The sequence below is a fragment of the Kitasatospora sp. NPDC048715 genome (assembly GCF_043198905.1).
GTDB classification, from domain to species: Bacteria; Actinomycetota; Actinomycetes; order Streptomycetales; family Streptomycetaceae; genus Kitasatospora; species Kitasatospora lactacystinica.
This window is the reverse complement of record NZ_JBICVH010000006.1, coordinates 252,919-278,108: the sequence shown is the minus strand read 5'-3', so window position 1 is coordinate 278,108 and position 25,190 is coordinate 252,919. Positions and strand designations below refer to the sequence as shown.

Here is a 25,190-nt window from a genome sequence, read left to right as displayed (position 1 = left end):
ACGAACCTAGGAACGGACCACGATCCACCGCGTCGGCCGGCGGGTGTCACCACTTCCCAGGCCATCGGCCCGGGGGCGTATCCGGCGTACATCCCCGGGGCGACGCGCAGAGCCGACGCCACTGAATACGATCTTCGTATGGAACAGCTTCTCCAGCGTCTCTCGACATCGAAACGCGTGACCTGGCTGATGTCACAGGCCGTGGTGCTGGCCACCGCCTGCTTGTACGCGCTGATTCTCGCCCTGACGATGCTGCCCACTGATTGGGCGCACTACGAGGGCCTGTTCCGGTTCCCCGACCTCGATCCCTTCCAGATGCTCGGTCTCTGCGTCGTGCTCGCCCTGCCGGTTCTGCTGGTGCGCCGTCTGCCGGCGGCGGTCTTCGCGGCGGTCCTGGGCGAAGCGGTCCTCGGCGACGCCTTCGGCGCGCGGCCCTCGATCGTGTTCGTCCTGCTCGTCGGCCTGGGCGGGTACCTCGCCGTCCGGCAGCCCAGGGCTGCCGCCGTCGGCTCCGTCGCGGCCGTCGCGGCCGCGTTCTTCAACGACCTCCACGTCCACGAGCAGACCGTCGGCGACGCGTCCCAGTGGGCCGGCCAGTTCGCGTTGTGGTTCGCGGTCGCCTGGGTCTTCGGGGGCGTGTACCGCAAACGCCGTGAATACCTCGAAGCCCTTAAGGAGCAGACCGCGGCCCGCGTCGTCATGGCCGAGCGGCTGCGGATCGCCCGCGAGCTGCACGACAGCGTCGCGCACAGCATCGGGATCATCACGGTGCTGTCGGGAGCGGCGGCGCGGGTCGTGGAGACCAAGCCCGAGCAGACGCGGCAGGCGCTGACCGGCATCGAGACCACCAGCCGGGAGACGCTGCTGGAACTGCAGCGCATGCTCGGGGCGCTCCGCCGCGCCGAGCCCGACGACGCCATGCCGCAGGCCGCTCCGCTGGCGCCGGCCGGCAGCCTGGCCGACGTCCCGCAGCTCGCCGAACGCACGGCCGGCGCCGGGGTGCGGGTTCATGTGACCTGGCGGGGCGAGCGGCGTCCACTGCCGCCGGAGATCGAACTGTCGGCGTTCCGGATCATCCAGGAGTCGGTGACGAACGTGGTGCGGCACTCCGGGGCGCGGACCTGCCGGGTCGCGGTCGGCTACGAGCCGGAAGGAGTGAGGATCGAGGTGGTGGACGACGGGGACGACGGTCTCGGCGGGCCGGGCCGACCGAGGTTCGCGGCGGGGGCCGGCGGCAGCGGCTTCGGCCTGCTCGGCATGCGCGAGCGGGTGACCTTGCTGTCCGGCCAGTTCAGCGCCGGCCGGCGTCCGGAGGGCGGATTCCGGGTGACGGCGAGGCTCCCGGCATGAGCGTGCGAGTGCTACTGGTCGACGACCAGCCGCTGATGCTGGTCGGGCTCGGGATCCTGATCGGCGACACCGACGACCTGGAGGTGGTCGGCCAGGCCGGCGACGGCCGCGAGGCGGTGCGCCTGGTGCGTGAACTGCGGCCGGACGTCGTGGTGATGGACATCCGGATGCCGGGCATGGACGGGATCGAGGCGACCCGACAGGCGACCGCCGAGCCGGACCCGCCCAAGGTGCTGGTGCTGACGACCTTCGACCACGACGAGTACGTCTACGGCGCACTGCGCGCCGGGGCCAGCGGATTCCTGCTCAAAAGCATGGCCCTGGACGCGATCCTGGAAGCGATCCGCGTGGTGGCCGCGGGCGACGCGCTGATCGCGCCGAGCGTGACCCGACGGCTGATCGCGGACTTCGCCGGAACGTCCGGCCCCGCGGCCCCCGAACCGGACGCCGGGCCCGCCGCGGATGCGACTCCCCTCGCGGCGATCACCGACCGGGAGCGCGAGGTGCTGGCACTGGTCGGACAGGGACTGTCGAACACGGAGATCGCCGAACGGCTGGTGATCAGCGCGGCGACCGCGAAGACCCATGTCGCGCGTCTGTTCGCCAAACTCGAGGCTCGGGACCGCGTCCAGCTGGCGATCATCGCCTTCGAAACCGGACTCGTGCCGCGTAGACGGTAGAGGCGGACGGTAGGGGCAGGATCAGAAGAACGATCGCGACCACGAGTCCACCGCGTTCCTGATGCGCCGGCACACCCCGGGTCGCAGCAGGATCGGGCTTCGGGGAGTATCCGTCGCTCGCGCCGGCGCCGCCGGAGGCCCGGGTGGGCGGCCGGTCGGTGCCGCTGATCCCGGCCCGTGCCGCCGACCTCGGTCCGGACACACTGCCGGCGGATCACCAACGGCTGCCGACGATCGTGCGCGACGCGGCCGGGCCGGTCACAGCCCGGACGATCGGGGAGGTGCTTGGCCCGCCGGTCGAGGTGCACGGCAAGCCGACCGTCCCATCAAGTGCGTCCGCGAGTTGCTGGACGGTGCCGAAGCGTGGCGAGGCGGGGATGGCGGGTAGCGAGTGGGAAGGCACAGCGATGTCCTTCCCGGGCAGGACGACTCCGTTCAGGGCCTCCCGCCGCATCACCGTCGCCCCGGGCACGTGCAGCGGCGGATCACTGGCCTTCGGCCGGATCGGGGACTGGACCTGCGAGGTAGTCGGCTCCTCCTGCCGGATCAACGTGCACGCGGCCCGGACACCCGACGGCGAGGCCGCCTACCTGTCGTTCTTCTACGGCTGACCCCCGCGAGCGCGGGGCCGACTCAGGGCTCGACCACCTGGGTCGCCCTGGTTCAGAGCTATCCCCGCGGGCGCGGGGAGGACTCGTCGAACAGCTGCTGGTAGCCGGTCACCTGCTTCCGGGCAGCTTGCTTGGCCAGCCGCCGCGCCGAGCCTTTGTCGAACGTGAACCTGCTGTTGCCCATGACGGACCCTTTCTGTGCCGGACCCCCTCGGATAGCGACGCAACCGGCCGGGCCGGACAACCAAGCGTCGCTTGCGACCTGTTGCCGGGACCGGGCTGACTGACCGCCGGACGTCTTCTACTTGCCGGGCAGGTACTCGGCGATCCGCGCGAACCGCGACCGACCGGCCACCAGCATCCCGACCACCACAGCGGAGCCGAACACCACCGTGGAGTGCACAGCCGTGGGGAGCCCGGTCGAGGGGAGCAACACGGTGGCGGCCGCCGCCGAGGCCGTTGCGGCGGCGATCGCGAGGGCGAGGCGGACGGTCTCGGCGACGGAGGCGCGCCTGGTCGACACCGGGGTCACGCCCTCCAGTTCGGCTTCCGGCAGCAGTGCGGCGAGCCGTCCGGCGGCGAAGTTCTCTCCGATCAGCGCCAGCATGCGGGCCAGCTCGACCAGGCCGGTGTCGGGGTCGGCATCGATCCGGGCCAGCCGGACGCGCAGTGCGCCCGCGACCAGGGCGCAGTGCTCCCTGACCGAGGCCCGACGCGGTGAACGGCGGTGGATGGAGCGGGCGGTGCGGTGGAGTTCCAACAGGGCCCGCTCCAGGTTGCGACAGACTTGGTCTAGCCTCCGCAGCGATGACGCCCGCTCCGACGGCGCTTGAGCGCGGGCTTTGGCACACCCTTCGATGCCGGAGATGGCCAGGAGCGTGACGGCGTAGTGGAATTCGGGCTGGTGGCGCCTCATCATCCGTCCGACCGCGACTGCCACCGCGATGAGGTAGACGTAGGACAGGATGATGCCGAGGCCGTTCACGGGTGAGCTCGGGTCGAAGAGGGGACCGAGGCGATTGGCGCCTGCGTGCCCCATTCCGGTGGGCGGGCCGAGCCCGAGCCGGACGGCGATGTCTCCTGCTGTGCGTAAGAACTGCTCAAAAAACCGCACGGCGGCGAAGAGCAGGACAACAGAGAGGACCGTCCACCCGTAGGGGAAGGTCTTCAGGGTCTGCTGGGAGGCGCGCACAGCGGCCGGGGTAGCGTGCGCAGCGGCCGGGTTGAGGTCGAGCTGTGCGCACGCTTCACGCAGGCTGTCCATCTGCTTGTCGACTGCCTGCCGGTTCGAGCGTCGGTGCCATCTGCGCAGCCGTACCCACCGGCGTACCGCTGCCGCCTGACCGCGTTCCCGTAGCCCGCCCAACCTGATCCTCCTCGGTTCGTGACGGGACGATGATGTCCGAGGCTCCGTGCCTGTACCGCCGAAACGGGAATCTCAGCCGGCTCCCGCGTTGTTCGGGCGTCCCCGAGCCACCCTTGCGGGCGCGGGCGTGGGCGCGGGCGCAAGGCGGCGATGCCCGGCGCGGACGTACCGTTCCCCGCCTCCGAGGTGATGGAGCAGGCTGGCCTGGTGGTGGAGCACCGCAACCACGACGGTGCCGTGGCCGCCTACGACTTCGCCCGCCGGTGCCTGCAGCGCTGCAGCACTCGCTCGCTGTGCTGTTCGCCTGCCGCTGCCGCGGCGGTATGCAGGAAGTCCCCGCACTGGGACTGGGTGACGCGGGCGAGTAGCACCGGGCTCAGCAGGGCCAGGGAGATTCCCAGCACCACCCAGAGGGCGATCACCTTCCACGGGTTCCTGGTGGAGTATCCGGTCAGTGCGCGGATCACGGTTTCCTCCGGCAGTGGACACGAGCGTCCGCAAGATCGGTCTCGGCTCCGGGGGTTCCCGGCCGGGTTCCAGACCATCACCCGGGGTGGGCCGCGGACGTCCCTGCGACGGACGATCCGGGCCCCTGCTCCTAGGCCGGGCCCGGACCCGGGACTGTGGTCCTGGTCCAGGCCCCCGTGATCGGCCGTGGGGACCATGCCGGGGAGGGGTGAGCCGATGCCAGAATGGGGTCATCGGGCCTGTTCAGAGCCTGTTCAGGGTCTGAACAGGGCCTGATCGGGCTCATCGGGGCTCATCGGTGAGGCGCGGCGCGGGCCGGGCACGGAGGGGGAACGGACATGGGCGGTGATCAGCGCCCCGCGATGGACGCGGCACTCGGGGCGGACCCGGCACACGCGGCACACGCGGCACACCCGGCGAGCGGGAGCCCGCGGCCCGGCGGGGTGACGGACGCGCCGCCGGAGACCGACGACGCGCCGTGGACCCACACCGACGCGCTGGTGGCCGCCGGCGTCTGCACGCTCGACCTGCTCAACTACCTGCTCTTCAGCGAGATGGACGGGGTACGCCGGGTGACCCCGCCGGGCCTGCTCCTCGTCGCGCTGTCGGCCCTGCCGCTGCTCGTTCGGCGCCGCCACCCGGTGCCGGCGCTCGCCGTGGTCCTGGCCGTCGAGGCCACGATCGACCTGTCCACACCGGCGAGCACCCACTTCGGCGCCGCCTTGATGGTCAGCCTGTACTCGGTCGCCCGGGCCCGCCCCGCCCCGGTGACGGCGGCCGCCGCGGCGGCGACGACGGTGCTGACCACGCTGAGCCAGAGCCACCTGCGCGTCCCCTCCTGGCAGGCGCTCGCCGGCACCTCCTGCTCCACTCTGCTCGTGGTCGGTGCCGGCCTCGCCGTGGCGCGCTGGCAGCGGGAGGTCGCGGCCCACCGCAAACTGCTGGCCGACCGCGCGGTGGCCGACGAACGCCGCCGCATCGCACGGGAGTTGCACGACATCGTGGCGCACCACATCACCACCATGCAGCTGATGGCCGGCGGTGCCCGGGCCAACCTCGCCCACCCGGAGGTGGTCCGGGACGCCCTGGTCACCCTGGAGTCCTCCGGGCGACTGGCCCTGCGGGAGATGCGCCAGCTCCTGAACGTCCTGCGGGCCGGCGACGAACCGGACACCGCCCCGCCCTCGCCCCAGCCCGGGGCCGAGGACCTCGGCCGGCTTGTGAACGAGTCCCAGGTGGCCGGCCTGCCGACCGACTTCGGCGTCCGCGGGGCGCACCGCCCGCTGCCGCCCGCCGTTGGCCTGACCGTGTTCCGGATCGTTCAGGAGGGCCTCACCAACGCCCGAAAGCACGCCGGGCCCGCCCGCGCGACCGTCACCCTGACGTACGGTCCGGACCGGGTCACCGTCGAGGTGCGCGACGACGGGAATACGGCGGGCACGGGCGGCGCCGCACCGCAGGAGGCGGTGCCGGCCGGCGGCCGGAGCGGGTACGGCCTGATCGGCATGCGCGAGCGCGTCGCCCTGCACGGCGGCACCCTGCGGACCGGACCACGGCCGGAGGGCGGCTTCGCTGTCCTGGCCGACCTGCCACTGGCCCCGGAGGAGACGGCCGACGCGGCCGTCCAACACGGAACGGCGACGGCCCGGTGAGGTCGAACGACGGCCGCCCGGTGGGCGCGGTGGCACCGGGCATCCGGATTCTCATCGCGGACGACCAGCCGCTGGTGCGGCGCGGCCTGTCCCTGATCCTCTCCCCCGACCCATCCTTCGAAGTGGTGGGCGAGGCCGAGAACGGGGAACAGGCCATCACCGCCGCCCGCCTGCCGCGCCCCGACGTCGTGGTGATGGACATCCGGATGCCCCGTTCCCGCCCAGTCCGGCGTGTGCCGGCTACCGGTCGACCAGGGCACCGATCCGCCAGCCTCCCGGCGAGACCGGGCCGTCGCCGGGCCGGAGTCCGTTCGCGACTGGCGGCGGTCTGACCTCTCCGACCCGGACGAGCAGAAGTGGATCCGGCCAGCGAGGTCCTTGCCCGAGTGCACGCCGCCGGCGGTGACCGGCGAATGATCCGGTCGACCAGCAGCAGCCGGCGCCGCTGCACGTCTCCCTCTCCAACGCCGCCGAACAGACCATCGCCCAGCTGTGCACCGACGAGCTGGACGCCGTCGAGAATCTTGTCGAACGTCCGCGATCCTCCGGCCCCGGTCGGCGACTGCAGAAGGCAAGAAGCTGAACAGGACTCGTCGTCCTCCTCCGAGCCAGCGATCAGCCACCTGGCCGTCAACCCGGCCGCGGCACGCTGATGAGCATCCCGCCCCGAACCCACGGGCGCTTCCTGCAGCTGCTCGCGCAGCGGAACCGTCTCGGCCAGGGGCCGCCGACGTGCCAGGAGATGGCTGCCTGCTTCGGCCTGGACCCGGTGGCCGCGAAGATCGAGGCGTTGCGGTCGAAGGCGAAGCGGCTGACAGTGCGAGGGTGGCTGGCCGAGCCGGCACCGGGCCGGTTCACGCTCGCGAAGGCCGTGGCCGGGCAAGGCGGCGGGTCATGAGCTGCGCCGCCGACCAGTAGACCATCGCCTCCGCGCTGCTGGTGGACCGTTCGAAGTCCCGCACGAGGCGGCGGCTCGACCGGCTGGTGCGCCGGCACGCCGAGCGCCGCCGCAGCGAGTGGGCGCCGCTCGACCTCGGCCCCGATCCCGCCGACACCGTCAGCCGAGCCGCGCTGCTGCTCTCCGCCGCGCTGCTGGACGCGGCCACCGCCACGCGCGCTCCGCCGCGGACCCCGCGCCCGAGGTCCTGGTCGACAACACCTTGGCCACCGCCGCACCGTAGCAACGGCCGGCCCCTCACCCATGGGTCTACGCATACGATCCGATAACTCTGAGTGAGCAGTGCGGTCACCCTATGGTGTCCCCATGCGCCGATCAAAACTCCTCTACTCGGCAGCCATCCTGCTTCTGGGCGCAGCATCGGTCGCTGTTGCGAGGACGGCTGAGGGTGATGCCGAGGAGACCCGCATGGCTCCGACGGTGCTGCTGAGCCGCGAGTACCACGAAAAGCACTTGAGGCCGGTCGCGGACGAGGTTCACCGGCTGGTCGACACGGGCCAGGTGCCCGGTGACGGCTTCGCCTCGATCGTGTTCCACGGTGACGAGCACTACCTTGACCTGTACTGGAAGGGCACGGTCCCTGCCGTGATCACCGAGGCCGTGGACGCCTGGCGCGCACGCACCCGTGAACAGGCCCGTCACGAGCCCGCCGGCCCGGTGAGCCCCGACTACGACGTCCGCTACCGGTCGGCCGCCTACTCGCGTTCCGAGATGGACCGGGCCGTCGACAGGTTCGTCTCCGCTGTCGGCGAGGACCCATCGGAGTGGTCGTCCGTTTCGCCCGCCAACGACGGCAGCGGCCTCCTGCTCACCTACCGGCCGAGGACCACCCGGCGCATCGCGCCGGCCAACGCCCCGACCCGCGACTACGAAGCCCGGGCCGAACACTTCGCCGGCATTCCCGTCCACACCCGCACCGGCTCCCCCGAAACACCCACCCAGGGCAGCCGTACCAGTGACGCCCCGCCCTGGTACGCCGGAACCGACCTCACCCTTGCCGACAACTCCCGCTGCTCCACCGGAATCCCCGGCTGGGTCAGCAACAAACGCGTCCTGGTGACCGCCGCGCACTGCCGGACCGGCGGGAACGTCTACAACGGGCAGCGCGTCGTCGGGGAGGTCACCGCCTACGACAGCGGCCTGGACGTCGCCGTCGTCACGACCGACAAGGGCGCCGCGGCCCGCTTCTACAGCGGCTCCTGGAACAGCGGCGACTCCCGCCCGCTGTACGGACCGGCTCGCCTGGACCCGGGCCAGTCCGCCTGCTTCAGCGGTGCCGTGTCCGGCTTCCACTGCGAGCTGGAGGTCACCCGCGTCGGCGTCCACTCACCGTCCGGGCGCACCGCCGCGACCGAGGTCAGGTCCCGCAGCGGGGGCATCGCCGTCGCCCAGGGCGACAGCGGGGGACCGGCCGTGGCCAACCCGCAGGGCGATGCCATGGCACCGGTCGGCGTCATCATCGCCGGAAACACCGACACCAAAATCCCGTGCGACGGCACGTCAACCCCGACGACCTGCTTCTCCACCGGTTACTACACCCCGCTCGAGCCGGTGGCGTCCAGGTTCGGCTTCTCCGCGCTGTGACCTCCAGAGACCTCACGGTGCGAAGGCGTCAAGTCGGGGACTGCGGACGCGGGCTCGGTGTTCGACGGCGCACGGCCCTATTCGGCGGCATGCCCCGAACGGACGCGCTCTGGACGTCAAACGCATTTGTCGCCGTCGCTCCAGGTCTTGGTGGCGTTGCCCGGCACAGCCTGCCAGTGGACGACGGAACACTGGAAGTTCTGCCGGGTCTCGTTGCCGACGGCGTACTCGTAGGACGTCGGGTAGCGCATCCACCCTGCCTCGCACCCCTGGCTGCACCAGTAGTCGCCGATGTCCCCCCAGACAGGCCACGCACCGCTGCCAGGAGACCAGTAGATGGTCCCGTTCTGAAACTGCGTCCGGCGGCCAACCCCGTCGGGGTTGACCAACTCCTGCGTGAGCGGGCAGCCGAGTGATCCTTCGGGGCCGCCCATCGCGATGTACCGCTTCTCGATGTCGCCCACGACCTCAAACCCGCGGTCGCAGTACGGGGTGGCCTCTTCGTAGCAGCGGCGGCTGGCGGGGTTTCACCCAGGACGAAGCCATCCGCACCGCCATCGAAGGGTTGCTCGCCACGTGCGACTGACCGGGCAATTGTCAAATTCTGTGGATCGACCGGACGGTCCAATGGCTGGTCGATCAAGCGAGCGGCTTGCGGTAGCGGACATACTCGTTCTGTCTCCGGAACCCCACGCTCTCGTAAAGATCGTAGGACCGGTGGGGATTTGCTGTGCCCGTGTACAGCCTGGCCGTCGTCGCACCCTGCTCGCGAAGGCTTCGCAGCCCTTCCAGCAGCAGGATCCGGCCGATTCCGAGGCGTCGCTGGTCCGTTCGGACGCTCAGCTCCTCCACCTCGCCCACGGTGTGGTCGTGGCTGCGGATGGAGCAGAGGGCCACGCCGAGCATCTCCTGCCCCCTCCAGGCAGCCCTCCAGCATGCCGGGTCGGCGGTGTCGACAAAGTCCTGGAAGGTCCATTTCTGAGTGAAACCGGTTTCCGCATAGGAATCGACGACCGTCCTCCAGGCCGCGCGGTAGTGGCTGGTCCCGATCGGCCCCGTCCGTATCCCGGCCGGGCATTCGCTGCCTCGTTCGGGCAACTGCCGCAGATTGCCCAGCTCCAGCTCGACCAGACTGAAGACACGTCGGTAGCCGGCTGCGAGCAGAAGCGCCGTGGCGTCCTGCTCGGAGACCATGGCGTTCGCACCGATCACTGCAGTCCGAGCCGTGCCATGGTCTTCGATGAGCTGGCCGATCCGCTCTTCGGCCCAGCTCAGCATGGCTGACCCGATGCCCTGGTCGCGATGCTCGGGCAAGAGGTAACCGCGGTGCAGGTAAAGCCACGTATCGTCCCGCTCCTGCCACCACCGGATCGTCGAGTAGCCGACGACGCTCCCGTCGCGTACCACCAGGACCTGGTTCTTGGACGGCTCGTCCAGCTTGGCAGAGGCCTCGGCGATCTCGGCCGCTGTCGGGAGCCCTTCCACAACCGAACGGGTGTCGACCCGGTCCCGTTCGACGCATCCCAGCCGCACCGCGGCCATGGGGCCGTGGTCCTCGTCGCCCCGATACGGCCGTAACCCGACGCCGGCTGGGAGGTCCTGTCCTGGCGTGTCATCCGACATGATCGGATGATCTCGAACTTCGAGGCAGGTCCGCCACCCTGTTCATGATTCATGCTGCGGTCGTGTTCGGCCGTTCCACGAGGTAGCCGCGTTCGAAGTGGGCTCCGGCTCGGACGAGAGCGACGAGGTGGGGCGCATTCACGGCTCGCCAGCGGGTCTGGGCGGACCGATCTCCAGATCGGGACCGCCGATGCGGTACCACCTGGTCTCGCCCCACCGGGGCGGCCGCTCACCCAGCCCGGCCAGCAACGCGGTGAGCCGCGTCTGCCCGTCGATCACCAGGAACTCCGCCTTGGGCACCTTCTCGTACCTGCCGCGGGCCGGGCGGTCCTTCGGATCCGGCCGCCACAAGAACAGCGGCCCGACCTCGACCTTCGCTCGTGGGCCGGTGACCCGAAGGTCGCGCACCGCTTCAACGACACGGCGGACAGCAGCGAAGTGGTACCTGCCGCATCAGTTCCTGGCCCTACTCACGAAATGGGTGGGAGGTGAGCCAGCGCTGAAATTCACGATGGCGAAATTGGTAGGCATTGCCGGACAGTCGGATCAGCCCCGCGTCGTAGGACCATGCAAGGAAGGCGTTGAGACGGAATGGCAGAGCGCGCCGCATGTAAAGGCGCAGGGACAAAAGAAATATGAAATATCGCCCGTACGCGCTCGTTGCCACGCTCATGACGAAGATGGTCAGTCCGAAAAGGGACCCCCAGAGGAGTCCGGCCGCGAATCCGTCGACGAGTCCGAACAGAGACCCGAAGGCAAGCCCGGCCAGCAGCGCACACACGAACCCGACGGTGATCCTGTAGAGGATGTCCGACCGGAGGACGGCTCCCGGGCCGGCGACAGTGGCCGGTGGACCCTCAAGTTCGCCGAGGAGTGAGGACAGGAGCCCAAGCAGGACACCCATGAGTCCGACCACGATTCCGGTCGTGACTCCGACCTTGGCCTCAGCCGAGAGACCAACGATGACGCCGGTCACGATGCCGATCCCGATCGATGCGGCAAGCGCCCCCTTGCACGTGTCGACAATATTTTGACGAAACTCGGGGACTTCCAGGGCCGACCAATTCAGGCGGCGAGGCAGGTGCTCGTTTCCCCAGGCGACAAAGCCCGTGGTGGTACCCCAGAGGGCGAGGAGGAGAGTCTGGAACGGGAAGGGGGAGCCCTGCACGTACAGACCCCCGAGGAAAAGCGGCATCGGTACGAGAAGGAGAAACTCCCATTGGATCACGCGATCTTCAACGATGACCCACAGCTCGTGGATGTGGATCTCGGTACGCGGCTCGGCAAGTGGCTCCACCGCCGGTGTTTCCGATGTCGGATCGGGGCGTTGGAGGCTGCGGGCGATGCTGGTCAACCAACGGCGTGTGTCATCGGACGTGTACCGGCGCTTCGGCGGATGGAGAGCGAGGGCTTCGTAGTGGGTGGTGCGGCAGGTGAGCACCAGTGGTCCTGCGGTTCGGCCGCGGCCGTATGCGTTCAACGCGGCGAGGGCGGCGCGGGCGCGTGGGGGGTGTGGGTCGGATGAGGGTCGACCGCCGGCTTCGCGGACGGGCTGGCCGACAGTCCCGGTCAAGCCGGAGTCCATCTCGTCCAGGCCGTCCAGGATCGGCAGGACCAGGCCGTGCTCGACCAGCTGTGCCGCACGGTCCCGGGGCCAGTCCAGGTTCTGGACGAGATGGGCGATCAGGAAGGCTTCCAGCGGAATGTCGGTGTCCCAGGCAGCCAGGGACATCCGCACGGGCACCGGGTCGGTGTCGCCGCGATGCTCGATGAGCCCCAGCAGCAATTCCAGGGCGAGGACGGTCTTGCCCGCTCCCGGTGCTCCCGTGACGACAAGACGTGCAGGGGTGGTGGCCTGGTAGTAGGCAGTTATGTCCGGCGCTCCTGCCGTGTGACTGTCGTCGAACATCTGACCGTGCGGGCCGGGGGCGCGGGCGCTGGGAACGGGTTGGTCATGAAGGGTGTAGCGCAGATTGATGCGCGTCGCTCGTGAGCGTGCCGCAGGACGGGCAGGCACCCGGCGCGGCCAGCACCCCGGGCCCGGCCAGGATCTGGAACATCCGCAGCACCTTCGCGCACTCGGCGCAGCCCAGCGGGCCGGCACCCAGCTCCGGGTGCACCCGCACCCCGTCGAACCCGCAATCGTCACTCATGCCCGGACCAACGAGACGGCGGTTCGCGGAGCACGGGGCGGGCGAAGGAGTCCAGAGAGGCTTGCGGGCCCGTCGAAGCCGCCCCGCGCGGAGCCGGGGACCCCGGGACAGGGACAGCCCCGGAAAGGCCCTGGAGAGCCAGGACGGGCGGCGCCGGGACGGACCACGGCCGCAGGCGCCGGAGACGAACCGGTGGACCGCCGATCCTGGTGTGCTAGGCACAATCAGCGGTCATGACAGCAGATTGGTCACCCCGTAGCAGCGGAAATCCACGGCCCTCTTCAAGAAGAAGCCGAGCTCAGCGGCTCCTTCCCCTCGATGACCACGCTGCTGACCATCCGACTGACACCACCCCACCCACTCACAAGGCCACTGCCGGGGTCCCGCACGGCGGGTGTCGCCGTGAGCCGATCGGACGAAATCCGTGGACACTCGCCGCCGGGGTCCCGGCCGGAGACCCGGCGGGCTGAACACTGACTGCCGCCCGGAACCGGCGAGCGCGAGGGAACGAGGAGACCTGGTGAACCACGGAATGAGCGTGCTGCTCCGGGCGATTCCGCTGCTCATGGGCGCGGTGTCGGCCGCGCTCGGCGGCTACGTCCTCGCGCACTCCACCGGGCCGAGCGCCCGGGTCGCGGGCCTGACGCTGGTCTTCCTGGCCGCCGTCTGTCTCTGCCTGTTCGCCGTCGCGGCGACCGTCGTGCGGCAACTGATCGGCCGTTTCGGCGCGTTGGACCGGATCGGCTACCCGGCGTTCGGCTTCGCGGTCGCCGGGGCCGCCGTCGGCTACGGGCTGGGCCTGCTGGCGGAGAGCCACCGGCCGGTGGCCGACTTCGTGGCCGGCAGCGTGGTCCTCGGCATCGGCCTGGTCTGCGTGTGCGTCTCGTCGGTGGCCGCGGTCGCCACCCGCTTCACGCTGATCGGGCAGAACGCCGTCCTGCCGGAGGGTTCCCCGCCGCGCTCGCCCGCGCCGTTCGGCCGGTCCGCGGCCCGGGCGCTGGTGGCGGTCCCGGTCCTTGCGGCCGCCGCCGCCTGGGCGTGGGCGATCGTCATGCTGGCCAACGGGGGCGGCGGGGACTCGGACGGGCGCTTCACGGCCGGGCACGTGGTGGTCGACCAGGCGATCGTCTGCACCGCCCTGATCGGGCTGGTGATCACCCTGCTGCGGCAGATCCGGAACACGTACACCCGGCGGGAGCGGGTCTGGTGGCTCGTCCCGGCCGCCGTGCTCGGCGCCATGGACATCACCGGGGGCCTGGTCGTCGTCGCCCTGGACCCCCGGCCCGGTCAACTGGCCACCGGGTACGTGCAGATCGGGCTGGGTCTGCTGTGCTGGACAGTGCTGAGCGCGGTGCTGCTGCTCGCCCTCGGCTGGCGCCGTGCCGCGCCGCCGGCCGGCCGCGCCCCGCTGGTCCCGGTCGGCACCACACTGCTGTGCCTGTTCATGTCGGCGTTCCTGTTCGAGTCGGCCGACCCGGACGTGACGGTCGCGGCCCGGGTCCTGGTCGGCCTCGGCGCCGTCTGCTTCTCGCTGTTCGCCGTGGTCTCCGTCCTGGAGGCCGGCGTCGCCGACCGGAACTGACCGGCCGCCCGGACACTCATCGGGCGCGGGACCGCGGGGCTGTCCCCGGCCGCCGACCACGTCCTGCAGCACCTGGTGGCCCCCGACGAGGCGCCGACGGCGTGCCCGGGCCGCGGGCCGACCCCACCACGGGGGTTGAGACTGGTAGGCGCGCATGTTGAGGTGTCGCGTATCCACCCATAAAGTCAGCGCTGCAACCACGATGAGTGATGGTCTCAGCGAGCAGCAACAGCCAGTTGGTCGGCAACCTTCCCGGCTGCGTGGCGAGAGTCTGCAGCCGGGAAGGTGATGACTACTCCGAGAGCAGCTTGATCAGCCGCTCGGTGATGGCGCGGGAAGCGCCGGTGAAGGCTCCACGGACGGCCTGCCCGATGAGCTGCAGGGCGATGCTGGTCCTGGCCTCAGTGGCTGGCGGGCGCGTAGCGTTGGGCATCTGGGTCCCCTCTCGAAGGCTGGATCCTGAGTGGCCCGTCGGTGTTGGTTGGACGCCTTTCCGGCGGGCCGCTTCAATGTCAGCACGCTGGGTAGCGGACTGTTCAAAGCCCGGAACCAAGCGCGACCAAGTGGGACTTCCCGGGATTTGGCCCGACGTTCGTTGAGGGGGAGCCGTGCCGAATCGGCGACGCACTATCGATCGCTCACACCCGCTGGGCAGGTTCGCCATTCAGCTTTCCGAACTGCAGGAGAGCGCCATAGCGCGAGCAGGAGGCAGCCAAGCGGCTCGGGAGATCAGCATCGACAGGGTGGCCAGCGGCAAGTGGGTAACGAGTCGGACGGCGATCTACGCCTCGCTCAACGGGACTCGATTGGCGTCGATGAACACGCTGTGCGCGATGGTTTCCGCATGGCACCCGCGGGGAGAGAAAGGCATCACTGAGTGGCAAAAGCTACGACGCGACGTCGAGGAACAGTTGGCCGCTTTGCGGGGCGGTAGGCCCGCGAGGGCTGTGGATGTTGAGGTCACGCCTGCAGTGCAGCAGCCAGAGCCCGTTCGGGTACCTGACGAGGAAGCATTGGCCGAGCTGCGAGTCTTGCTGGCCGACAGGCTGGACCAGGTTCGACAGACCAAGACGCAGCTTGCGGCGCGCTCTGGTCTGGGGCGAACCACCGTACATGCGGCATTCGCCCGAGGCAGGCCGGCGCCATCTGCGGCGACGGTTGCCGCGCTCGCCCGGGCGCTATCCCTCGATGCAGCCCACCTCCTTGAGTTGCATCGGCAAGCTGTCGGTTAAGTCCATTGGTGTTCGCCTCGGTTCAGGTGAACCTTCCTGAACATCGGCGTCGTGACTCGAACGCGATCTTCGAGCCTTCGGGAATGGCGGTTGCCTTGTCACCGCGTGTGGTCTCCGAGCGCGTATCGGTTCCAAGTTCCGCCGGCTTCAGTGACGAGCCGGGTGGCGGCCTCGGCGGCGGGCGGATCGGTCAGCGTCGGGCGTCTTTGGGAGCCAGCAGGCTTGTCACCTCGGAGATGGCCTCCGCCGAGGGCTTGAATGCTGCCTCGCCTGAACGAGCTTGAGCACGACCTCCTCGACCGGCGTCAGCGCGCTGAAGCCGAAGGCTGGATCGGTGAGATCGAAGGTATCGACCTCACCCTCACCCTCCTGCGCGGCAAGAGAGACGAAGCCAGCCGCCGCAGCCGCCGGCCCGTCGTCGACCTCGGCCTTCCCCGGCCCCGACCGTCCCTGCCACCGGAGTACTCACTTCCATGAACCCTGCCATACGAGTCAGCTCTCGTGCGTCCATCCCCCCGTTGGAGGCCCGTCCGCCAGCGGCGGGGAGCGGCTGATGTCTCACGGAATCGGCTACGGCTTGGTCAACTAGTGGCGGCGATCGCGCTCGGCGCGGTGCGCTGGTCGCGGCGCTCCAGGCAGTGCGGGAGGAGGCGAGGGAGCGGATCCCGAAAGAATTCCGGGTCCACCTGCAACCTCCACACCCCCCGCACGTCTGATGAGTGAGCGGCCGGAAGCCGGAACCGGCCGCGCATCACTCGGTCACCAAAAGGGGGAATTCGCATGCGCAAGAACAGCCGTTTCCTGAACCAGGCCCGTCGCCTCGCCCCGACGGTCGCGCTCACCGCGGCACTGGTCGCGGGCGGCGCCGCGACGGCCGCCCCGGCCTTCGCCGACACCGGCTCCCACTCCGTCTCCGGCGTCGGCGTATTCGGCAATGAGGTCGTGTCGGGCAAGGAGGCGCCCACCGCGAACCGGTGAGCAACCCGGGACGGACCGCCGGTCGGCGCCGGTGCCGTGGCCTTCGCCCCGGCCCGGCGCCGTCCCCGGTCGACCGCCCTTCCGTTCACGGCCCGTCCGGCGCTCCGGACGGGCCGTGAACGTTCAGCGCCGCCCAAAGAACGGGCAGGGCGAGGTGGTCGCGCAGGGTGGGGCCGGCGGGGGCGGCGCGGCCCACCGTCCCGGGCCGGTGCGGCAGGCGGCGGGCCGGCGGGCGTCAGGCCGGCGGGGGCGGGACGGTGACCGGGGAGGAGGCACCGGGGAGGAGGAGGCGGGGCGTGCCGGTGCCGTCGGCGGGGGTGGCCCAGACGTCGGGGGCCTGGCCCGCCCGGGCCGGGAGGGCGTAGGCGAGGGTGGCGTCGTCGAGCCAGGCGGCCTGGTCGTCGACACTGCGGGTCTCGGCCAGCGGGTGTTCGTGGAGGTCGGCCAGGTCGAGGACGTGGAGGCGCCAGGGCGCGGCGGGATCGGCGGAGACCTTCTTCTTGAAGGCGATCCGGGTGCCGTCCGGGGAGAGCGAGGGGCATTCCACGTTCTCCCGCAGGGTGCGGGCCGACCAGGCCTTGAGGTCGCCCTCGACGAGGTGGGTGCGGCCGGCGGTGGAGACGGTGGCGTAGAAGCGGTTGTCGTCGGCGGCGAAGTTGACGCCCCAGTAGTTGACGTCGGCGGCGTGGTAACGGGTGCCGCCGATCGTCAGCGGGATCTCCTCGACGGACTTGATCAGGTAGCCGGTGCGCAGGTCGAGGATCGAGGTGCGGGTGGAGAAGCGGTCCGCCGCATAGGAGTCGCCGACGGCGAAGGTGGTCCAGGAGAGCACCTGGCCGGAGGGCGAGACCCGGGCCCGGTTGGGGATCCCGGGGACGATCACCGACCGGAGCTCGGTGAACCGCCGGTCGTAGACCACGGCCTGGGTCCGGGCGGGGGTGCCCGGCAGGGCGCGCAGGCACAGGGCGCGGTCCCCCGCGACGTAGAAGCGGGCGCAGGACGGGCCGCCGGGCTCGCCGCCCGGGCTGCGGGCGACGCGGCCGGTGGCGGTGTCGCGGTAGTAGAGACCGGGCTGGTCGAGCGTGAACGAGACGTCCGCGGCGACGGGTTGCGGTCCGCCGTCCCGTTGGCGGGCGTGCATCACGTAGCCGAGGGAGCCGCCCAGGAGGACGAGGGCGGCGAGGACCAGCAGGAGCGTTCGCGACTTCATCGGCGCGCTTTCCTTCCCGGGAGGATCCGCCAGGCGGCGGTGAGCGCGGCGGCCAGGGCGAGGGCGGCCGCGACGAGGGCCGGGCGCGGCCCCCACCACGTCCAGGCCGCGCCGAACCCGGCCGCGCCGACCAGACGGGCCAGGGCCTGTCCGGTCTGCAGGACGGCGAGGCCGCTCGCCCGGCCGGCGGCCGGGAGCGCGGGCGCGGCCAGCGCCATCAGCACGCCGTCGGTGGCGGCGTAGAAGACGCCGAGGAGGACCAGGACCAGCACGGCGGTCGGCAGGCCCGACGGGACCAGGAGCGTCAGGTAGGCGGCGAGCAGCGCGCCGTGGCCGAGCAGGAACGGGATCCGCCGTCCGGCGCGGTCCGCGATCCGCCCGGCGGGGACGGCCAGCAGCAGGTAGCAGGCCGCCGCGCCGAGCGGCAGCAGGGGGAAGAGCGCGGCCGACAGGTCGAGGCCGCGCTGGAGCAGGAGGTAGAGGAAGGAGTCGCCGACGGTCGCGGCGCCCAGCAGCGCGGCGGCCGCGACCACCCGCCGGAAGGCGGGGTCGGCAGTCGACCGGGCTGCCGTGCCGGCCGGGCCGGGTGCGGCGTTCGGCCCCGCGGCCGGGGCAGCGGACGGGGCAGCGGACGGGGCAGCGGACCCGTCAGCGGTCGGGGCAGCGGACGGGACCGGGCGGGTCGATGCGGCCCGCGGCGGCGGTGCCGACGGGTCGGCCGGGACGAAGAGGCCCAGCACCACGACACCGAGCAGGCCGGTGGCGAAGCTGACCACGAACACCGCGTCGTACGCGTCCGCGGTCGCCCACAGCACCACGAAGGCGACCAGCGGGCCGAGCAGCGCCCCGGTCGTGTCCATCGCCCGGTGCACGCCGAACGCCCGGCCGAGGGCCTCCGGCGGTGCGCTGAGCGTGATCATCGCGTCCCGGGGTGCGGTGCGCACGCCCTTGCCGAGCCGATCCGCGGCCAGCGCGGCGGCGATCCCGCCGGCGGCCCCGCCGGCCATCAGCAGGCCCAGCCGGGAGAGCGCCGACAGCAGGTAGCCCGCCCCCGCGACGGTCCGGTGCCGACCGGCGCCGCGATCGGCGAGCCGCCCGCCGAGGAGCCGGACCAGTGCCGTGGCTCCGTTGAACAGTCCGTCGAGGAAGCCGAACTGGAGGGGTGAGAGGCCGAGGCCCAGGACCAGGTAGAGCGGCAGCACGGCGGTGACCATCTCCGAGGAGACGTCCGTGACCAGGCTGACCGCGCCGAGCGCGACGACCGTGCCCGGGACGCGCCGCCCCACCCCGGCGGGGCGGCGCGGCGCGTCCGGACGACGGCCCGTGGTGGCCAGGTACATCATCAGTGGCAGCTGTAGGTCGGGCTGGTGTCCTTGGCCTTGCCGTCCGTCCCGACGAAGCTCCAGCCGTACCCGGAGTCGGTGAAGTCCAGCTTCAGCACGCCGTAGTCGCCGCTGATCCGCTTCTGACTGTTCGGCTGGACCTGCTCGATCGGGTACGGCTCGGCGCCGCCCATCCCGCCGACGATCTCGACGATCCCGTCGGCGGTGGCCTTCCCGTCCGGGTCCTGCGGGGCGAACCGCTCGTAGTGGTGGTCGTGCCCGTTGAGCACCAGGTCCGCCCGGGCGTCGTAGAGGATCCGCCACACCGGCCGGGAGACCGGGTCGTTGCCGTGGCCGCCGGAGGAGTACAGCGGGTGGTGCCAGTAGGCGGCGACGCACTTGCGGGTGTTGGCCGCGAGGTCGGCCTTGAGCCAGTCGATCTGGGCGCTCTGGTCGAAGGCGTTGGAGTCGAGGGCGACGAAGTGCCAGTTCCCCTCGTCGAAGCTGTACCAGCTCTTGCCCTGCGGGTAGGCGATGCTGCCGAAGTACGCCTTGTACCCGGAGAGCGAGCCGGCCGGGTCGTAGGTCTCGTGGTTGCCGGCGACGGGGTGGGTCTTCGCCTTGAACGCGCCCCAGCTCTTGTCGTAGTAGGCGCGGAAGTCCGACAGCCGGGCGTCGTCGTACTGGTTGTCACCCATCGTCAGATAGAACTTCGGGTCGATCTTCTGGGCGAGGGCGGCGGTCTTCGGGTGCGCGCAGGCGCTGTCCGAGGCGGTGCACTGCGCCGCGATGTCACCGGCCGCGACGACGGTGAACGCCCCGCCCGGGGCGGTCCCGGTCGGCGACGGCGTGGCGGTCGGCGAGGGCGTGGTGTCCGTGACCCCGTAGACCTCCATCTCGACCAGCGAGTACCCGTAGGACGTGCCGCGGGCCGTACCGTACATCCGGACGTACCGGCCCTTGCCGGTCAGCCCGGTCCAGTCGTCCGTGCCGCCGTTGCCGGCCTTCTCCTCGGCGACGGTGGTCCAGGTCGCCCCGTCCGCCGACACCTCCAGCCGGTACGCCTTCGCGTACGCGGCCTCCCAGGAGAGCTTGATCCGCGAGACGGTGGCGTTCGCCCCGAGGTCGACCCGCAGCCACTGCGGGTCCTTCCCCTCCGCGCTCGCCCACCGGGTACCGGTGTTCCCGTCGAACGCCTTGCCCGCCGCGTAGGACGAGCCCTCCGTGGACGAGGCCGTGGCGGCCTTGCCCCGCGAGAGCAGCGGATCGGCCGCCGCTCCCGCCCGCCCGGACCAGCCGAGCAACAGTCCGCCGACCAGCACGAGCACCGCGGCGAACACTCCGATGTGAACAGGCCTTACCGAGACTTGGGGACGCATCCCTGAACTCCCTGACCTAGAACGACGGCGAGAGCTGGACTCCGGCGGGGCCCGCACGCGATCCCCGCCGGTCGAGCGGTGGTTCCCTCACCACCGCGGCGGCCGGGTCAGAGCTCTCGCTGAGCGCGTCACGCCCCGATCGAGCGGGCGCCGCGCCAAGCCGCCGCCGAGAGCCTAGTGAAAAGTAAAGTTTCCTGACAATAGTCCGGGCGTGCCGAAATCCCGTGCGGATCGACGGGCACCGGCCTACGGGCGTCGCGGAGCGGCGACCCGAAAAATACCCCCGGGGGTACAGTGGAGACAGAAGCACGACGCGCGGACCGCGCACCAGTGTGCAGCTGCCGTCCTCTTGTCGATGGCTCGCGCTGGCCATCGGTCAGGCGGACCGGGAGCTGCCTTTCGAACTGCTCGCCGCGATCGGTGAGGCGTCCTCGCTCCCGGGATGAGCTGGGCCCGAAGGCCGACCGGCGCCACAAGACGTCACAAGAGTCGGGGCCGGCCACAACTTGCGTGCTGAACAACAACGGGCCGTCAGACATCTCACTGATCCAGCGGCAGCTGTCGCACTGAACCGACCGGAGAACCGCACGTCAACCAGCGCACTTGACGACAGGCAGTGTGCTGAGTCCCAGGTCGTGAGCCGGGACACGAGAGGTGGAACCGGGCCAGGCGCATTGGAACTACCGGAGACGGGTCGCGGTCCGGACAAGGTCGGCGACGGCTCTGGACCGACTGTGTGGCGGCCAGGCGATCACGGTGGTGACTTTCGGCGCATCCAGCACGGGCACGGCGGCGAGGTCACCGGGCAGTTGAGATCGGCACGACTCCGGTGAGACCGCGCAAGCACGGCCGAGCGCGACGAGTTGCAACAACTGCGCGTGGTCGCGGACCTGCGGGCCGGGGCCGGGCGGGTAGGTGCCGTCGAGGTCGGGCCAGCGGGGCAGGGGCAGGCCGGGCAGCCCGGTGATGTCGGCCATGTGCACATGGGCCCGGACGGTGAGCGGATGCCCGGCCGGCAGGACCACGACCTGGCCCTCCGTGCTGAGTTCTTCGGTGTGGAACCCGGCCGTCGAGTCGAACGGCCGGTGCAGTAGCGCCACATCGGCCCGGCCCTCGCGCACAAGTCGTTCCTGCTCGGCCGGGCCGCACAGGATGACGTCGACGGGGACCGCGCCGGGTTCGGCGGCGTACGCGTCCAGCAGTCTCGCCAGCAGTTCGCGGGACGCGCTGGCCTTCGCGACCAGGACCAGGCCGGGACGGCCGGTCGAGTGAAGGGCGGCACGGCGGGTCCGGCGCTCGGCCGCTTCGACCGCGTCGAGGGCCGCCCGGCCCTCGACCAGCAGCACCGAGCCGGCTTCGGTCAGCGTGACGGTGCGGCTGGTCCGGTCCAGCAGCGCCGCCCCGAGCCGGCGTTCGAGCTGCTGGATCGCCCGTGACAGAGGCGGCTGCGCGATCCCGAGCCGCTGCGCGGCGCGCCCGAAGTGCAACTCTTCGGCGACGGCGACGAAGTAGCGCAGTTCCCTGGTCTCCATCCGGCCACGGTACTCCGGATCGATACCTGGAGGGTATCGTTGCCCACCCAATCGGTCTTGGACCCCCGCCGGGGTCCGAGAGCAGCATGGTCCCCATGAGCGAACGAACGATTGCGCTGGTCACCGGCGCGAACAAGGGAATCGGCTACGAGATCGCCGCAGGCCTGGGCGCCCTCGGCTGGAGCGTCGGCGTCGGCGCCCGCGACGATCAGCGTCGCAAGGCCGCGGTGGAGAGACTGCGCGCGGCCGGCGTCGACGCGTTCGGCGTACCGCTGGACGTGACCGACGACGCGAGCGCGACAGCCGCCGCACGACTGATCGAGGAACAGGCCGGGCGCCTCGACGTGCTCGTCAACAACGCCGCTATTGCGGGCGGCACGCCCCAGGAGCCCACCCGCGTCGACCCCGCCACCATCCGCACGGTCGTGGAGACCAACGTCATCGGCGTCATCCGTGTCACCAACGCGATGATGCCGCTGCTGCGCCGCTCTGCCTCACCGCGGATCGTGAACATGTCCAGCAGTGTCGGCTCCCTCACACGGCAGTCAGGGGCCGCTGGTGAGCTGACCACAGGTCCAGTGGCCGTGGCGTACTCGCCGTCGAAGACGTTCCTGAATGCCGTCACCCTCCAGTACGCCCGCGAGCTGAGCGGCACGAACATCCTGATCAACGCCGGCTGCCCCGGCTACGTCGCGACCGACCTCAACGGCTTCCAGGGCGTGCGCACCCCCGAACAGGGCGCGGCCATCGCCATCAAACTCGCGACCCTGCCCGACGACGGCCCGACGGGCCGGTTCTTCGAGGACGCCGGCGTAGTGCCCTGGTGAAGTGCACGGCGGTCATCACCCGCACAGCCACCAGGGTGAGGCCGCTTCGCCCGCGCGTCTCGAACAGGTTCATCGACTGCTTCGGCCGCCCCGGCCGACGCTCCGTGCTTGCGGCAACGCTCCGCACCGCTACCGGTTCCGGCATGGATGGCAGTTCACCGCAGGTTGCAAGCAGCGTGACCATTTGGTTCCAACAATCGTGAGCCGGGGATCCGGGTCGGGCGCCGTCCGACGCACGCTCGAGGTCGGGCCCGGGTCGAAGGCCGCCGCCTCGGCGGCCACGGCGGGTGCGCCGGCCAGGAGTTGAGCCGGCAGGACGGTGAGAGCGAGGCGGCGGCGCATCGTCGGCGGTCAGGCGTAGGAGTAGCCGAGGGCGATGGTGCTGGCCACGTCGGTGGCGGTGCTGGTCCAGGGGTCGAGGATGGCATCGTTGCCGGAGAGGCTCGGCTTGCCGGTGTGGTTGAGTTGCCAGCGGTCCCAGATACGGTCCACATTGGCGTGCAGAAGCCAGAAGATCGGGTCGTGCGGGGCGGCCATGATGTCGCTGATGGTGCCGTTGCACCAGTTGTGCACGTCGTTGTGCGCGTCCGCCTCCAGGTGGCTGGTGAACGGGGTGTAGCGCGGGCGCAGCAGCAGGCTGTCGATCAGGGTCTGGGTCGGCAGCGAGCCGCCGTTCGCGCCGGGGACGCCGCGGGTGACGTTCGGGGGCTGCCAGACCCAGTCGGGGCGGGCGTGGTCGTTGGCGTAGTCCCAGTACGGGATGGTCAGGGTCGGCGCGCCGTTGGCGGGCTGGACGGAGCGCAGCAGGTTCTCAGCCTGCAGTGTGTAGCGGCGGTGCCAGGGCAGGAAGCGCTGAGTGCCGATCGGGCCACTCATCGAGTGCATCCGGTGGCTCATGTCGCCGTGGATGTCGGCCAGCGTCTTGTACGTCCCGGCGGCGTGGGCGGCCTTCAGGGCCGTGTTGAAGGCGTCCTTTTCGGCCTGGCTGAGCTTGCGGTGGTCGACCCGGGTGCGGGTGAGGCTGCCGGCGAGCTGGATGATGAAGTCCCGCGCGGTGTCGGCGGGCACCAGGTTCGGCCGGGCCCCGTCCCCGGCTGCGGCGCCGGGCTGGGGCGGCAGCGTGGCGAGGTGTCGGTCGAAGCGGACGGCCACTGCCTCGGGGTCGAGCGCGGGGTGCAGGCCCCAGCCGTCCTTGAGGCGGAGCAGCTCGTCGCGGTCGGGGAAGTGCCCGGTCTCGGGGAGTCCGGCAGTGGTCTGGTCGATGGGTGGCATACGGAGCATCCCGTCGGTGCGTGGCTGGTGGGTCTGCTGCCACGGTCACGCGGCGGGTGCGCGGGTCGCGGTCGGGACGCGCCGAGCGGGCGGACTTTCACTCCGCGAGATCAGCGGTTTGAGTCATCAGATGCGCTGGCCCGGACTGCTCTTGCCACCTGGCGCGCTCGGGAGCACGCTCACGGGCGGGCGGCCGTTACCGTCCTCGCCCCCGCGACCCGCAGTTCCGGATCCTCCATACGCGGCGAACAACCCGCCCGGAGGGGTGACAAGCAGCTGAAACGAGCGTTCTTCCCGGCCGCGTTCGCCTCGCTCAGCGACCCGGCCTCCCGCACCTGCTACGACAAGAAGATCGGCCAGGGAAAACGGCACACCCAAGCCCCCTCTGCCTGGCCCGACGCCGGGTCGACGTCCCCCATAGAGGCACCCCCCGGCTCCGCCGGCTCGCTCTCCCCGCCTCTCACCCTGATAGACGCCCATCCCCCCGGGGGTGCAGGTCGGTTCGAAGCCATGGTGCGGTCAGCGCGCAACAGCCCTCCCCGGCCGAGGCCCGTCCGGGTGTCGAGGACGGCCGAGGCGTCCTTGACGCCGTCGCCGGTCAGCGCCGGCGGGCCCAGCCGCAGGTGGCCGCCGGGGAGACCGGGGTCGGCGAGGACCCGGGACCCGTCCGCCGCGGGGGTCCGGCCGGGCCGTCGGCGGTCGCCACGACGGGGTGGAAGGTGAGCTGGGCGGTGCGGCCGATGACCCCGGCGGCCTCGCGGGGGTCCTGGACGCCGGGGAGTTCGACGACGATGCGCCGCTCCCCGGCGCGGGCGAGCGAGGGCTCGACGACGCCGAGGCCGTCGACCCGGCGGCGCCTGGACTGCTTGGGAGACGCGCTCCGTGGTGAGGAGCCAAAGCAGTCGGCCGAGTACCATCGGGCGGCCACCGCATGGGCAGGGCCGTGCACGTGGCGCGTGAGCGCGGGGACTTCGCCGCCGAGAACGTCGAGTTGAGCAACCTCTGCGTCGTTCTCAGGTCCCTGGGACGGGCGGACGAGGCCGTCGCCGCCCGGCGGGAGTGCCTTGCGCTGCTGCCGGCGGACGTCGATCCACGCCATCGGATCGTGGCGTCACTGAACCTCGGCCAGCTGCTCCTAGCCGTGGATCGCGCAGCCGAAGGCAAGGCGGCCATCGATGAGGTCGCCGCGTCGATCAGTGTTCTCTGCGGGCAGCACGACGGCCCAGTCCGTCTGGAGGGCCTCTCCATGGAGGCGGACGGTCGCCTGACCTCCCTCACCGTTGGCTCTGGCTGCTGAAGACGTCCCCCAGCCGCGAAAATCATCAACAGCCCGATCCGGTCGCACGTCGCGTCACCGGTCACCCACCGGACGGGTACACCCGATCAACTGCTCAGCCCGGTGCCGGCAAAG

At 71.1% G+C, this 25,190-nt stretch carries 26 protein-coding genes and 2 pseudogenes; 13 read left to right on the top strand and 15 right to left on the bottom strand.

Annotated features, from left to right (window positions below; translation table 11 throughout):
- Positions 1–138: 138 nt before the first annotated feature.
- The 3 genes from ACGFSC_RS14455 (at position 139) to ACGFSC_RS14445 (ending at position 2,641) form a co-directional block, all read left to right on the top strand.
- Positions 139–1,350: a histidine kinase gene (locus ACGFSC_RS14455; RefSeq protein WP_359896766.1), complete on the top strand. Its 1,212-nt coding sequence runs from the start codon at positions 139–141 to the stop codon at positions 1,348–1,350.
- Positions 1,347–2,030 (top strand): response regulator transcription factor, encoded by a 684-nt coding sequence (locus tag ACGFSC_RS14450; protein WP_359896765.1) that lies wholly within the window; start codon positions 1,347–1,349, stop codon positions 2,028–2,030. The genes ACGFSC_RS14455 and ACGFSC_RS14450 overlap by 4 nt, the downstream gene beginning before the upstream one ends.
- A gap of 281 nt (positions 2,031–2,311) precedes the next feature.
- Positions 2,312–2,641: a hypothetical protein gene (locus ACGFSC_RS14445; RefSeq protein ID WP_359896764.1), complete on the top strand. Its 330-nt coding sequence runs from the start codon at positions 2,312–2,314 to the stop codon at positions 2,639–2,641.
- 58 nt (positions 2,642–2,699) lie between these two features.
- Here ACGFSC_RS14445 and ACGFSC_RS14440 read toward each other — a convergent pair whose 3' ends face one another.
- The 3 genes from ACGFSC_RS14440 to ACGFSC_RS14430 all read right to left on the bottom strand — a co-directional run bounded on the left by ACGFSC_RS14440 (position 2,700) and on the right by ACGFSC_RS14430 (position 4,474).
- Positions 2,700–2,825 (bottom strand): hypothetical protein, encoded by a 126-nt coding sequence (locus tag ACGFSC_RS14440; protein ID WP_359896763.1) that lies wholly within the window; start codon positions 2,823–2,825, stop codon positions 2,700–2,702.
- A 117-nt stretch (positions 2,826–2,942) separates the two neighbouring features.
- Positions 2,943–3,905 (bottom strand): hypothetical protein, encoded by a 963-nt coding sequence (locus ACGFSC_RS14435; RefSeq protein WP_359896762.1) that lies wholly within the window; start codon positions 3,903–3,905, stop codon positions 2,943–2,945.
- A gap of 347 nt (positions 3,906–4,252) precedes the next feature.
- The gene (locus ACGFSC_RS14430) at positions 4,253–4,474 is read right to left on the bottom strand and encodes a hypothetical protein (protein WP_359896761.1); all 222 of its coding nucleotides are present in this window, start codon (positions 4,472–4,474) and stop codon (positions 4,253–4,255) included.
- Between the two features lie 339 nt (positions 4,475–4,813).
- On the opposite strand from ACGFSC_RS14430, the gene ACGFSC_RS14425 reads away from it, so the two are divergent.
- From ACGFSC_RS14425 to ACGFSC_RS14410, 4 genes and pseudogenes are all read left to right on the top strand, one after another.
- Positions 4,814–6,127, top strand: coding sequence for a sensor histidine kinase (locus ACGFSC_RS14425; protein ID WP_359896759.1), 1,314 nt, complete (start codon positions 4,814–4,816; stop codon positions 6,125–6,127).
- Positions 6,124–6,459, top strand: a complete 336-nt coding sequence (locus ACGFSC_RS14420) for a response regulator transcription factor (protein WP_359896757.1) — start codon at positions 6,124–6,126, stop codon at positions 6,457–6,459. Before ACGFSC_RS14425 ends, ACGFSC_RS14420 begins: the two co-directional genes overlap by 4 nt.
- Before the next feature lie 347 nt (positions 6,460–6,806).
- Positions 6,807–7,025, top strand: a pseudogene (locus ACGFSC_RS14415) (hypothetical protein); the annotation flags it as partial.
- A 468-nt stretch (positions 7,026–7,493) separates the two neighbouring features.
- The gene (locus tag ACGFSC_RS14410) at positions 7,494–8,669 is read left to right on the top strand and encodes a hypothetical protein (RefSeq protein WP_359896755.1); all 1,176 of its coding nucleotides are present in this window, start codon (positions 7,494–7,496) and stop codon (positions 8,667–8,669) included.
- 116 nt (positions 8,670–8,785) lie between these two features.
- On the opposite strand, the gene ACGFSC_RS14405 is transcribed toward ACGFSC_RS14410, so the two are convergent.
- The 5 genes from ACGFSC_RS14405 to ACGFSC_RS14385 all read right to left on the bottom strand — a co-directional run bounded on the left by ACGFSC_RS14405 (position 8,786) and on the right by ACGFSC_RS14385 (position 12,445).
- Entirely contained in the window at positions 8,786–9,133 is a 348-nt protein-coding gene (locus tag ACGFSC_RS14405; RefSeq protein ID WP_359896754.1) for a hypothetical protein, read from the bottom strand.
- A gap of 175 nt (positions 9,134–9,308) precedes the next feature.
- Entirely contained in the window at positions 9,309–10,292 is a 984-nt protein-coding gene (locus ACGFSC_RS14400; RefSeq protein ID WP_359896752.1) for a GNAT family N-acetyltransferase, read from the bottom strand.
- A gap of 138 nt (positions 10,293–10,430) precedes the next feature.
- On the bottom strand, positions 10,431–10,700 hold the full coding sequence (locus tag ACGFSC_RS14395; protein WP_359896847.1) for a hypothetical protein: 270 nt from the start codon (positions 10,698–10,700) through the stop codon (positions 10,431–10,433).
- A gap of 58 nt (positions 10,701–10,758) precedes the next feature.
- On the bottom strand, positions 10,759–12,201 hold the full coding sequence (locus tag ACGFSC_RS14390; RefSeq protein WP_359896751.1) for a hypothetical protein: 1,443 nt from the start codon (positions 12,199–12,201) through the stop codon (positions 10,759–10,761).
- 43 nt (positions 12,202–12,244) lie between these two features.
- Positions 12,245–12,445: a hypothetical protein gene (locus tag ACGFSC_RS14385; protein WP_359896749.1), complete on the bottom strand. Its 201-nt coding sequence runs from the start codon at positions 12,443–12,445 to the stop codon at positions 12,245–12,247.
- A 520-nt stretch (positions 12,446–12,965) separates the two neighbouring features.
- Here ACGFSC_RS14385 and ACGFSC_RS14380 point away from each other — a divergent pair.
- Positions 12,966–14,027: a DUF2776 family protein gene (locus ACGFSC_RS14380; protein WP_359896748.1), complete on the top strand. Its 1,062-nt coding sequence runs from the start codon at positions 12,966–12,968 to the stop codon at positions 14,025–14,027.
- A 292-nt stretch (positions 14,028–14,319) separates the two neighbouring features.
- Here ACGFSC_RS14380 and ACGFSC_RS14375 read toward each other — a convergent pair whose 3' ends face one another.
- Positions 14,320–14,460 (bottom strand): hypothetical protein, encoded by a 141-nt coding sequence (locus tag ACGFSC_RS14375; protein WP_359896746.1) that lies wholly within the window; start codon positions 14,458–14,460, stop codon positions 14,320–14,322.
- Positions 14,461–15,517: 1,057 nt separating this feature from the next.
- On the opposite strand from ACGFSC_RS14375, the gene ACGFSC_RS14370 reads away from it, so the two are divergent.
- Positions 15,518–15,736, top strand: coding sequence for a recombinase (locus tag ACGFSC_RS14370; protein WP_359896744.1), 219 nt, complete (start codon positions 15,518–15,520; stop codon positions 15,734–15,736).
- Positions 15,737–16,039: 303 nt separating this feature from the next.
- Positions 16,040–16,237 carry a hypothetical protein gene (locus tag ACGFSC_RS14365; RefSeq protein ID WP_359896742.1) on the top strand — a complete coding sequence of 66 codons (198 nt, stop codon included), beginning with the start codon at positions 16,040–16,042 and terminating at the stop codon, positions 16,235–16,237.
- 235 nt (positions 16,238–16,472) lie between these two features.
- Here the strand turns inward: ACGFSC_RS14365 and ACGFSC_RS14360 are convergent, their stop codons facing one another.
- From ACGFSC_RS14360 to ACGFSC_RS14345, 4 genes are all read right to left on the bottom strand, one after another.
- Positions 16,473–17,447 carry a hypothetical protein gene (locus tag ACGFSC_RS14360; RefSeq protein WP_359896740.1) on the bottom strand — a complete coding sequence of 325 codons (975 nt, stop codon included), beginning with the start codon at positions 17,445–17,447 and terminating at the stop codon, positions 16,473–16,475.
- Positions 17,444–18,787 carry an MFS transporter gene (locus ACGFSC_RS14355; RefSeq protein WP_359896840.1) on the bottom strand — a complete coding sequence of 448 codons (1,344 nt, stop codon included), beginning with the start codon at positions 18,785–18,787 and terminating at the stop codon, positions 17,444–17,446. The genes ACGFSC_RS14360 and ACGFSC_RS14355 overlap by 4 nt, the downstream gene beginning before the upstream one ends.
- A gap of 2 nt (positions 18,788–18,789) precedes the next feature.
- Positions 18,790–20,148 carry a discoidin domain-containing protein gene (locus tag ACGFSC_RS14350; protein ID WP_359896739.1) on the bottom strand — a complete coding sequence of 453 codons (1,359 nt, stop codon included), beginning with the start codon at positions 20,146–20,148 and terminating at the stop codon, positions 18,790–18,792.
- A gap of 680 nt (positions 20,149–20,828) precedes the next feature.
- Positions 20,829–21,680 (bottom strand): LysR family transcriptional regulator, encoded by an 852-nt coding sequence (locus ACGFSC_RS14345; RefSeq protein ID WP_359896737.1) that lies wholly within the window; start codon positions 21,678–21,680, stop codon positions 20,829–20,831.
- 95 nt (positions 21,681–21,775) lie between these two features.
- Here ACGFSC_RS14345 and ACGFSC_RS14340 point away from each other — a divergent pair, with 95 nt between their 5' ends.
- Complete coding sequence (locus ACGFSC_RS14340; protein ID WP_359896736.1) at positions 21,776–22,507, top strand: SDR family NAD(P)-dependent oxidoreductase; 732 nt, start codon at positions 21,776–21,778, stop codon at positions 22,505–22,507.
- 351 nt (positions 22,508–22,858) lie between these two features.
- Here the strand turns inward: ACGFSC_RS14340 and ACGFSC_RS14335 are convergent, their stop codons facing one another.
- Positions 22,859–23,779: a tyrosinase family protein gene (locus ACGFSC_RS14335; protein WP_359896734.1), complete on the bottom strand. Its 921-nt coding sequence runs from the start codon at positions 23,777–23,779 to the stop codon at positions 22,859–22,861.
- 189 nt (positions 23,780–23,968) lie between these two features.
- Here ACGFSC_RS14335 and ACGFSC_RS14330 point away from each other — a divergent pair.
- A pseudogene (locus ACGFSC_RS14330) lies at positions 23,969–24,192 on the top strand (transposase); the annotation flags it as partial.
- Between the two features lie 185 nt (positions 24,193–24,377).
- On the opposite strand, the gene ACGFSC_RS14325 reads toward ACGFSC_RS14330, so the two are convergent.
- Positions 24,378–24,707 carry a hypothetical protein gene (locus tag ACGFSC_RS14325; RefSeq protein WP_392863304.1) on the bottom strand — a complete coding sequence of 110 codons (330 nt, stop codon included), beginning with the start codon at positions 24,705–24,707 and terminating at the stop codon, positions 24,378–24,380.
- Positions 24,708–24,710: 3 nt separating this feature from the next.
- On the opposite strand from ACGFSC_RS14325, the gene ACGFSC_RS14320 reads away from it, so the two are divergent.
- Positions 24,711–25,076, top strand: a complete 366-nt coding sequence (locus ACGFSC_RS14320; RefSeq protein WP_359896733.1) for a hypothetical protein — start codon at positions 24,711–24,713, stop codon at positions 25,074–25,076.
- Positions 25,077–25,190 lie beyond the last annotated feature (114 nt).

Bases quoted from the DNA above. Each gene is read 5' to 3' on its own strand.
- ACGFSC_RS14365 (WP_359896742.1), top strand. From the start codon at position 16,040: ATGCGCAAGAACAGCCGTTTCCTGAACCAGGCCCGTCGCCTCGCCCCG.
- ACGFSC_RS14355 (WP_359896840.1), bottom strand. From the start codon at position 18,787: ATGTACCTGGCCACCACGGGCCGTCGTCCGGACGCGCCGCGCCGCCCC.
- ACGFSC_RS14345 (WP_359896737.1), bottom strand. From the start codon at position 21,680: ATGGAGACCAGGGAACTGCGCTACTTCGTCGCCGTCGCCGAAGAGTTG.
- ACGFSC_RS14435 (WP_359896762.1), bottom strand. From the start codon at position 3,905: ATGGACAGCCTGCGTGAAGCGTGCGCACAGCTCGACCTCAACCCGGCC.
- ACGFSC_RS14425 (WP_359896759.1), top strand. From the start codon at position 4,814: ATGGGCGGTGATCAGCGCCCCGCGATGGACGCGGCACTCGGGGCGGAC.
- ACGFSC_RS14450 (WP_359896765.1), top strand. From the start codon at position 1,347: ATGAGCGTGCGAGTGCTACTGGTCGACGACCAGCCGCTGATGCTGGTC.
- ACGFSC_RS14360 (WP_359896740.1), bottom strand. From the start codon at position 17,447: ATGAAGTCGCGAACGCTCCTGCTGGTCCTCGCCGCCCTCGTCCTCCTG.
- ACGFSC_RS14455 (WP_359896766.1), top strand. From the start codon at position 139: ATGGAACAGCTTCTCCAGCGTCTCTCGACATCGAAACGCGTGACCTGG.
- ACGFSC_RS14320 (WP_359896733.1), top strand. From the start codon at position 24,711: ATGGGCAGGGCCGTGCACGTGGCGCGTGAGCGCGGGGACTTCGCCGCC.
- ACGFSC_RS14390 (WP_359896751.1), bottom strand. From the start codon at position 12,201: ATGTTCGACGACAGTCACACGGCAGGAGCGCCGGACATAACTGCCTAC.
- ACGFSC_RS14410 (WP_359896755.1), top strand. From the start codon at position 7,494: ATGGCTCCGACGGTGCTGCTGAGCCGCGAGTACCACGAAAAGCACTTG.
- ACGFSC_RS14350 (WP_359896739.1), bottom strand. From the start codon at position 20,148: ATGCGTCCCCAAGTCTCGGTAAGGCCTGTTCACATCGGAGTGTTCGCC.
- ACGFSC_RS14370 (WP_359896744.1), top strand. From the start codon at position 15,518: ATGCTGCCTCGCCTGAACGAGCTTGAGCACGACCTCCTCGACCGGCGT.
- ACGFSC_RS14440 (WP_359896763.1), bottom strand. From the start codon at position 2,825: ATGGGCAACAGCAGGTTCACGTTCGACAAAGGCTCGGCGCGGCGGCTG.
- ACGFSC_RS14400 (WP_359896752.1), bottom strand. From the start codon at position 10,292: ATGTCGGATGACACGCCAGGACAGGACCTCCCAGCCGGCGTCGGGTTA.
- ACGFSC_RS14335 (WP_359896734.1), bottom strand. From the start codon at position 23,779: ATGCCACCCATCGACCAGACCACTGCCGGACTCCCCGAGACCGGGCAC.
- ACGFSC_RS14340 (WP_359896736.1), top strand. From the start codon at position 21,776: ATGAGCGAACGAACGATTGCGCTGGTCACCGGCGCGAACAAGGGAATC.
- ACGFSC_RS14375 (WP_359896746.1), bottom strand. From the start codon at position 14,460: ATGCCCAACGCTACGCGCCCGCCAGCCACTGAGGCCAGGACCAGCATC.
- ACGFSC_RS14385 (WP_359896749.1), bottom strand. From the start codon at position 12,445: ATGAGTGACGATTGCGGGTTCGACGGGGTGCGGGTGCACCCGGAGCTG.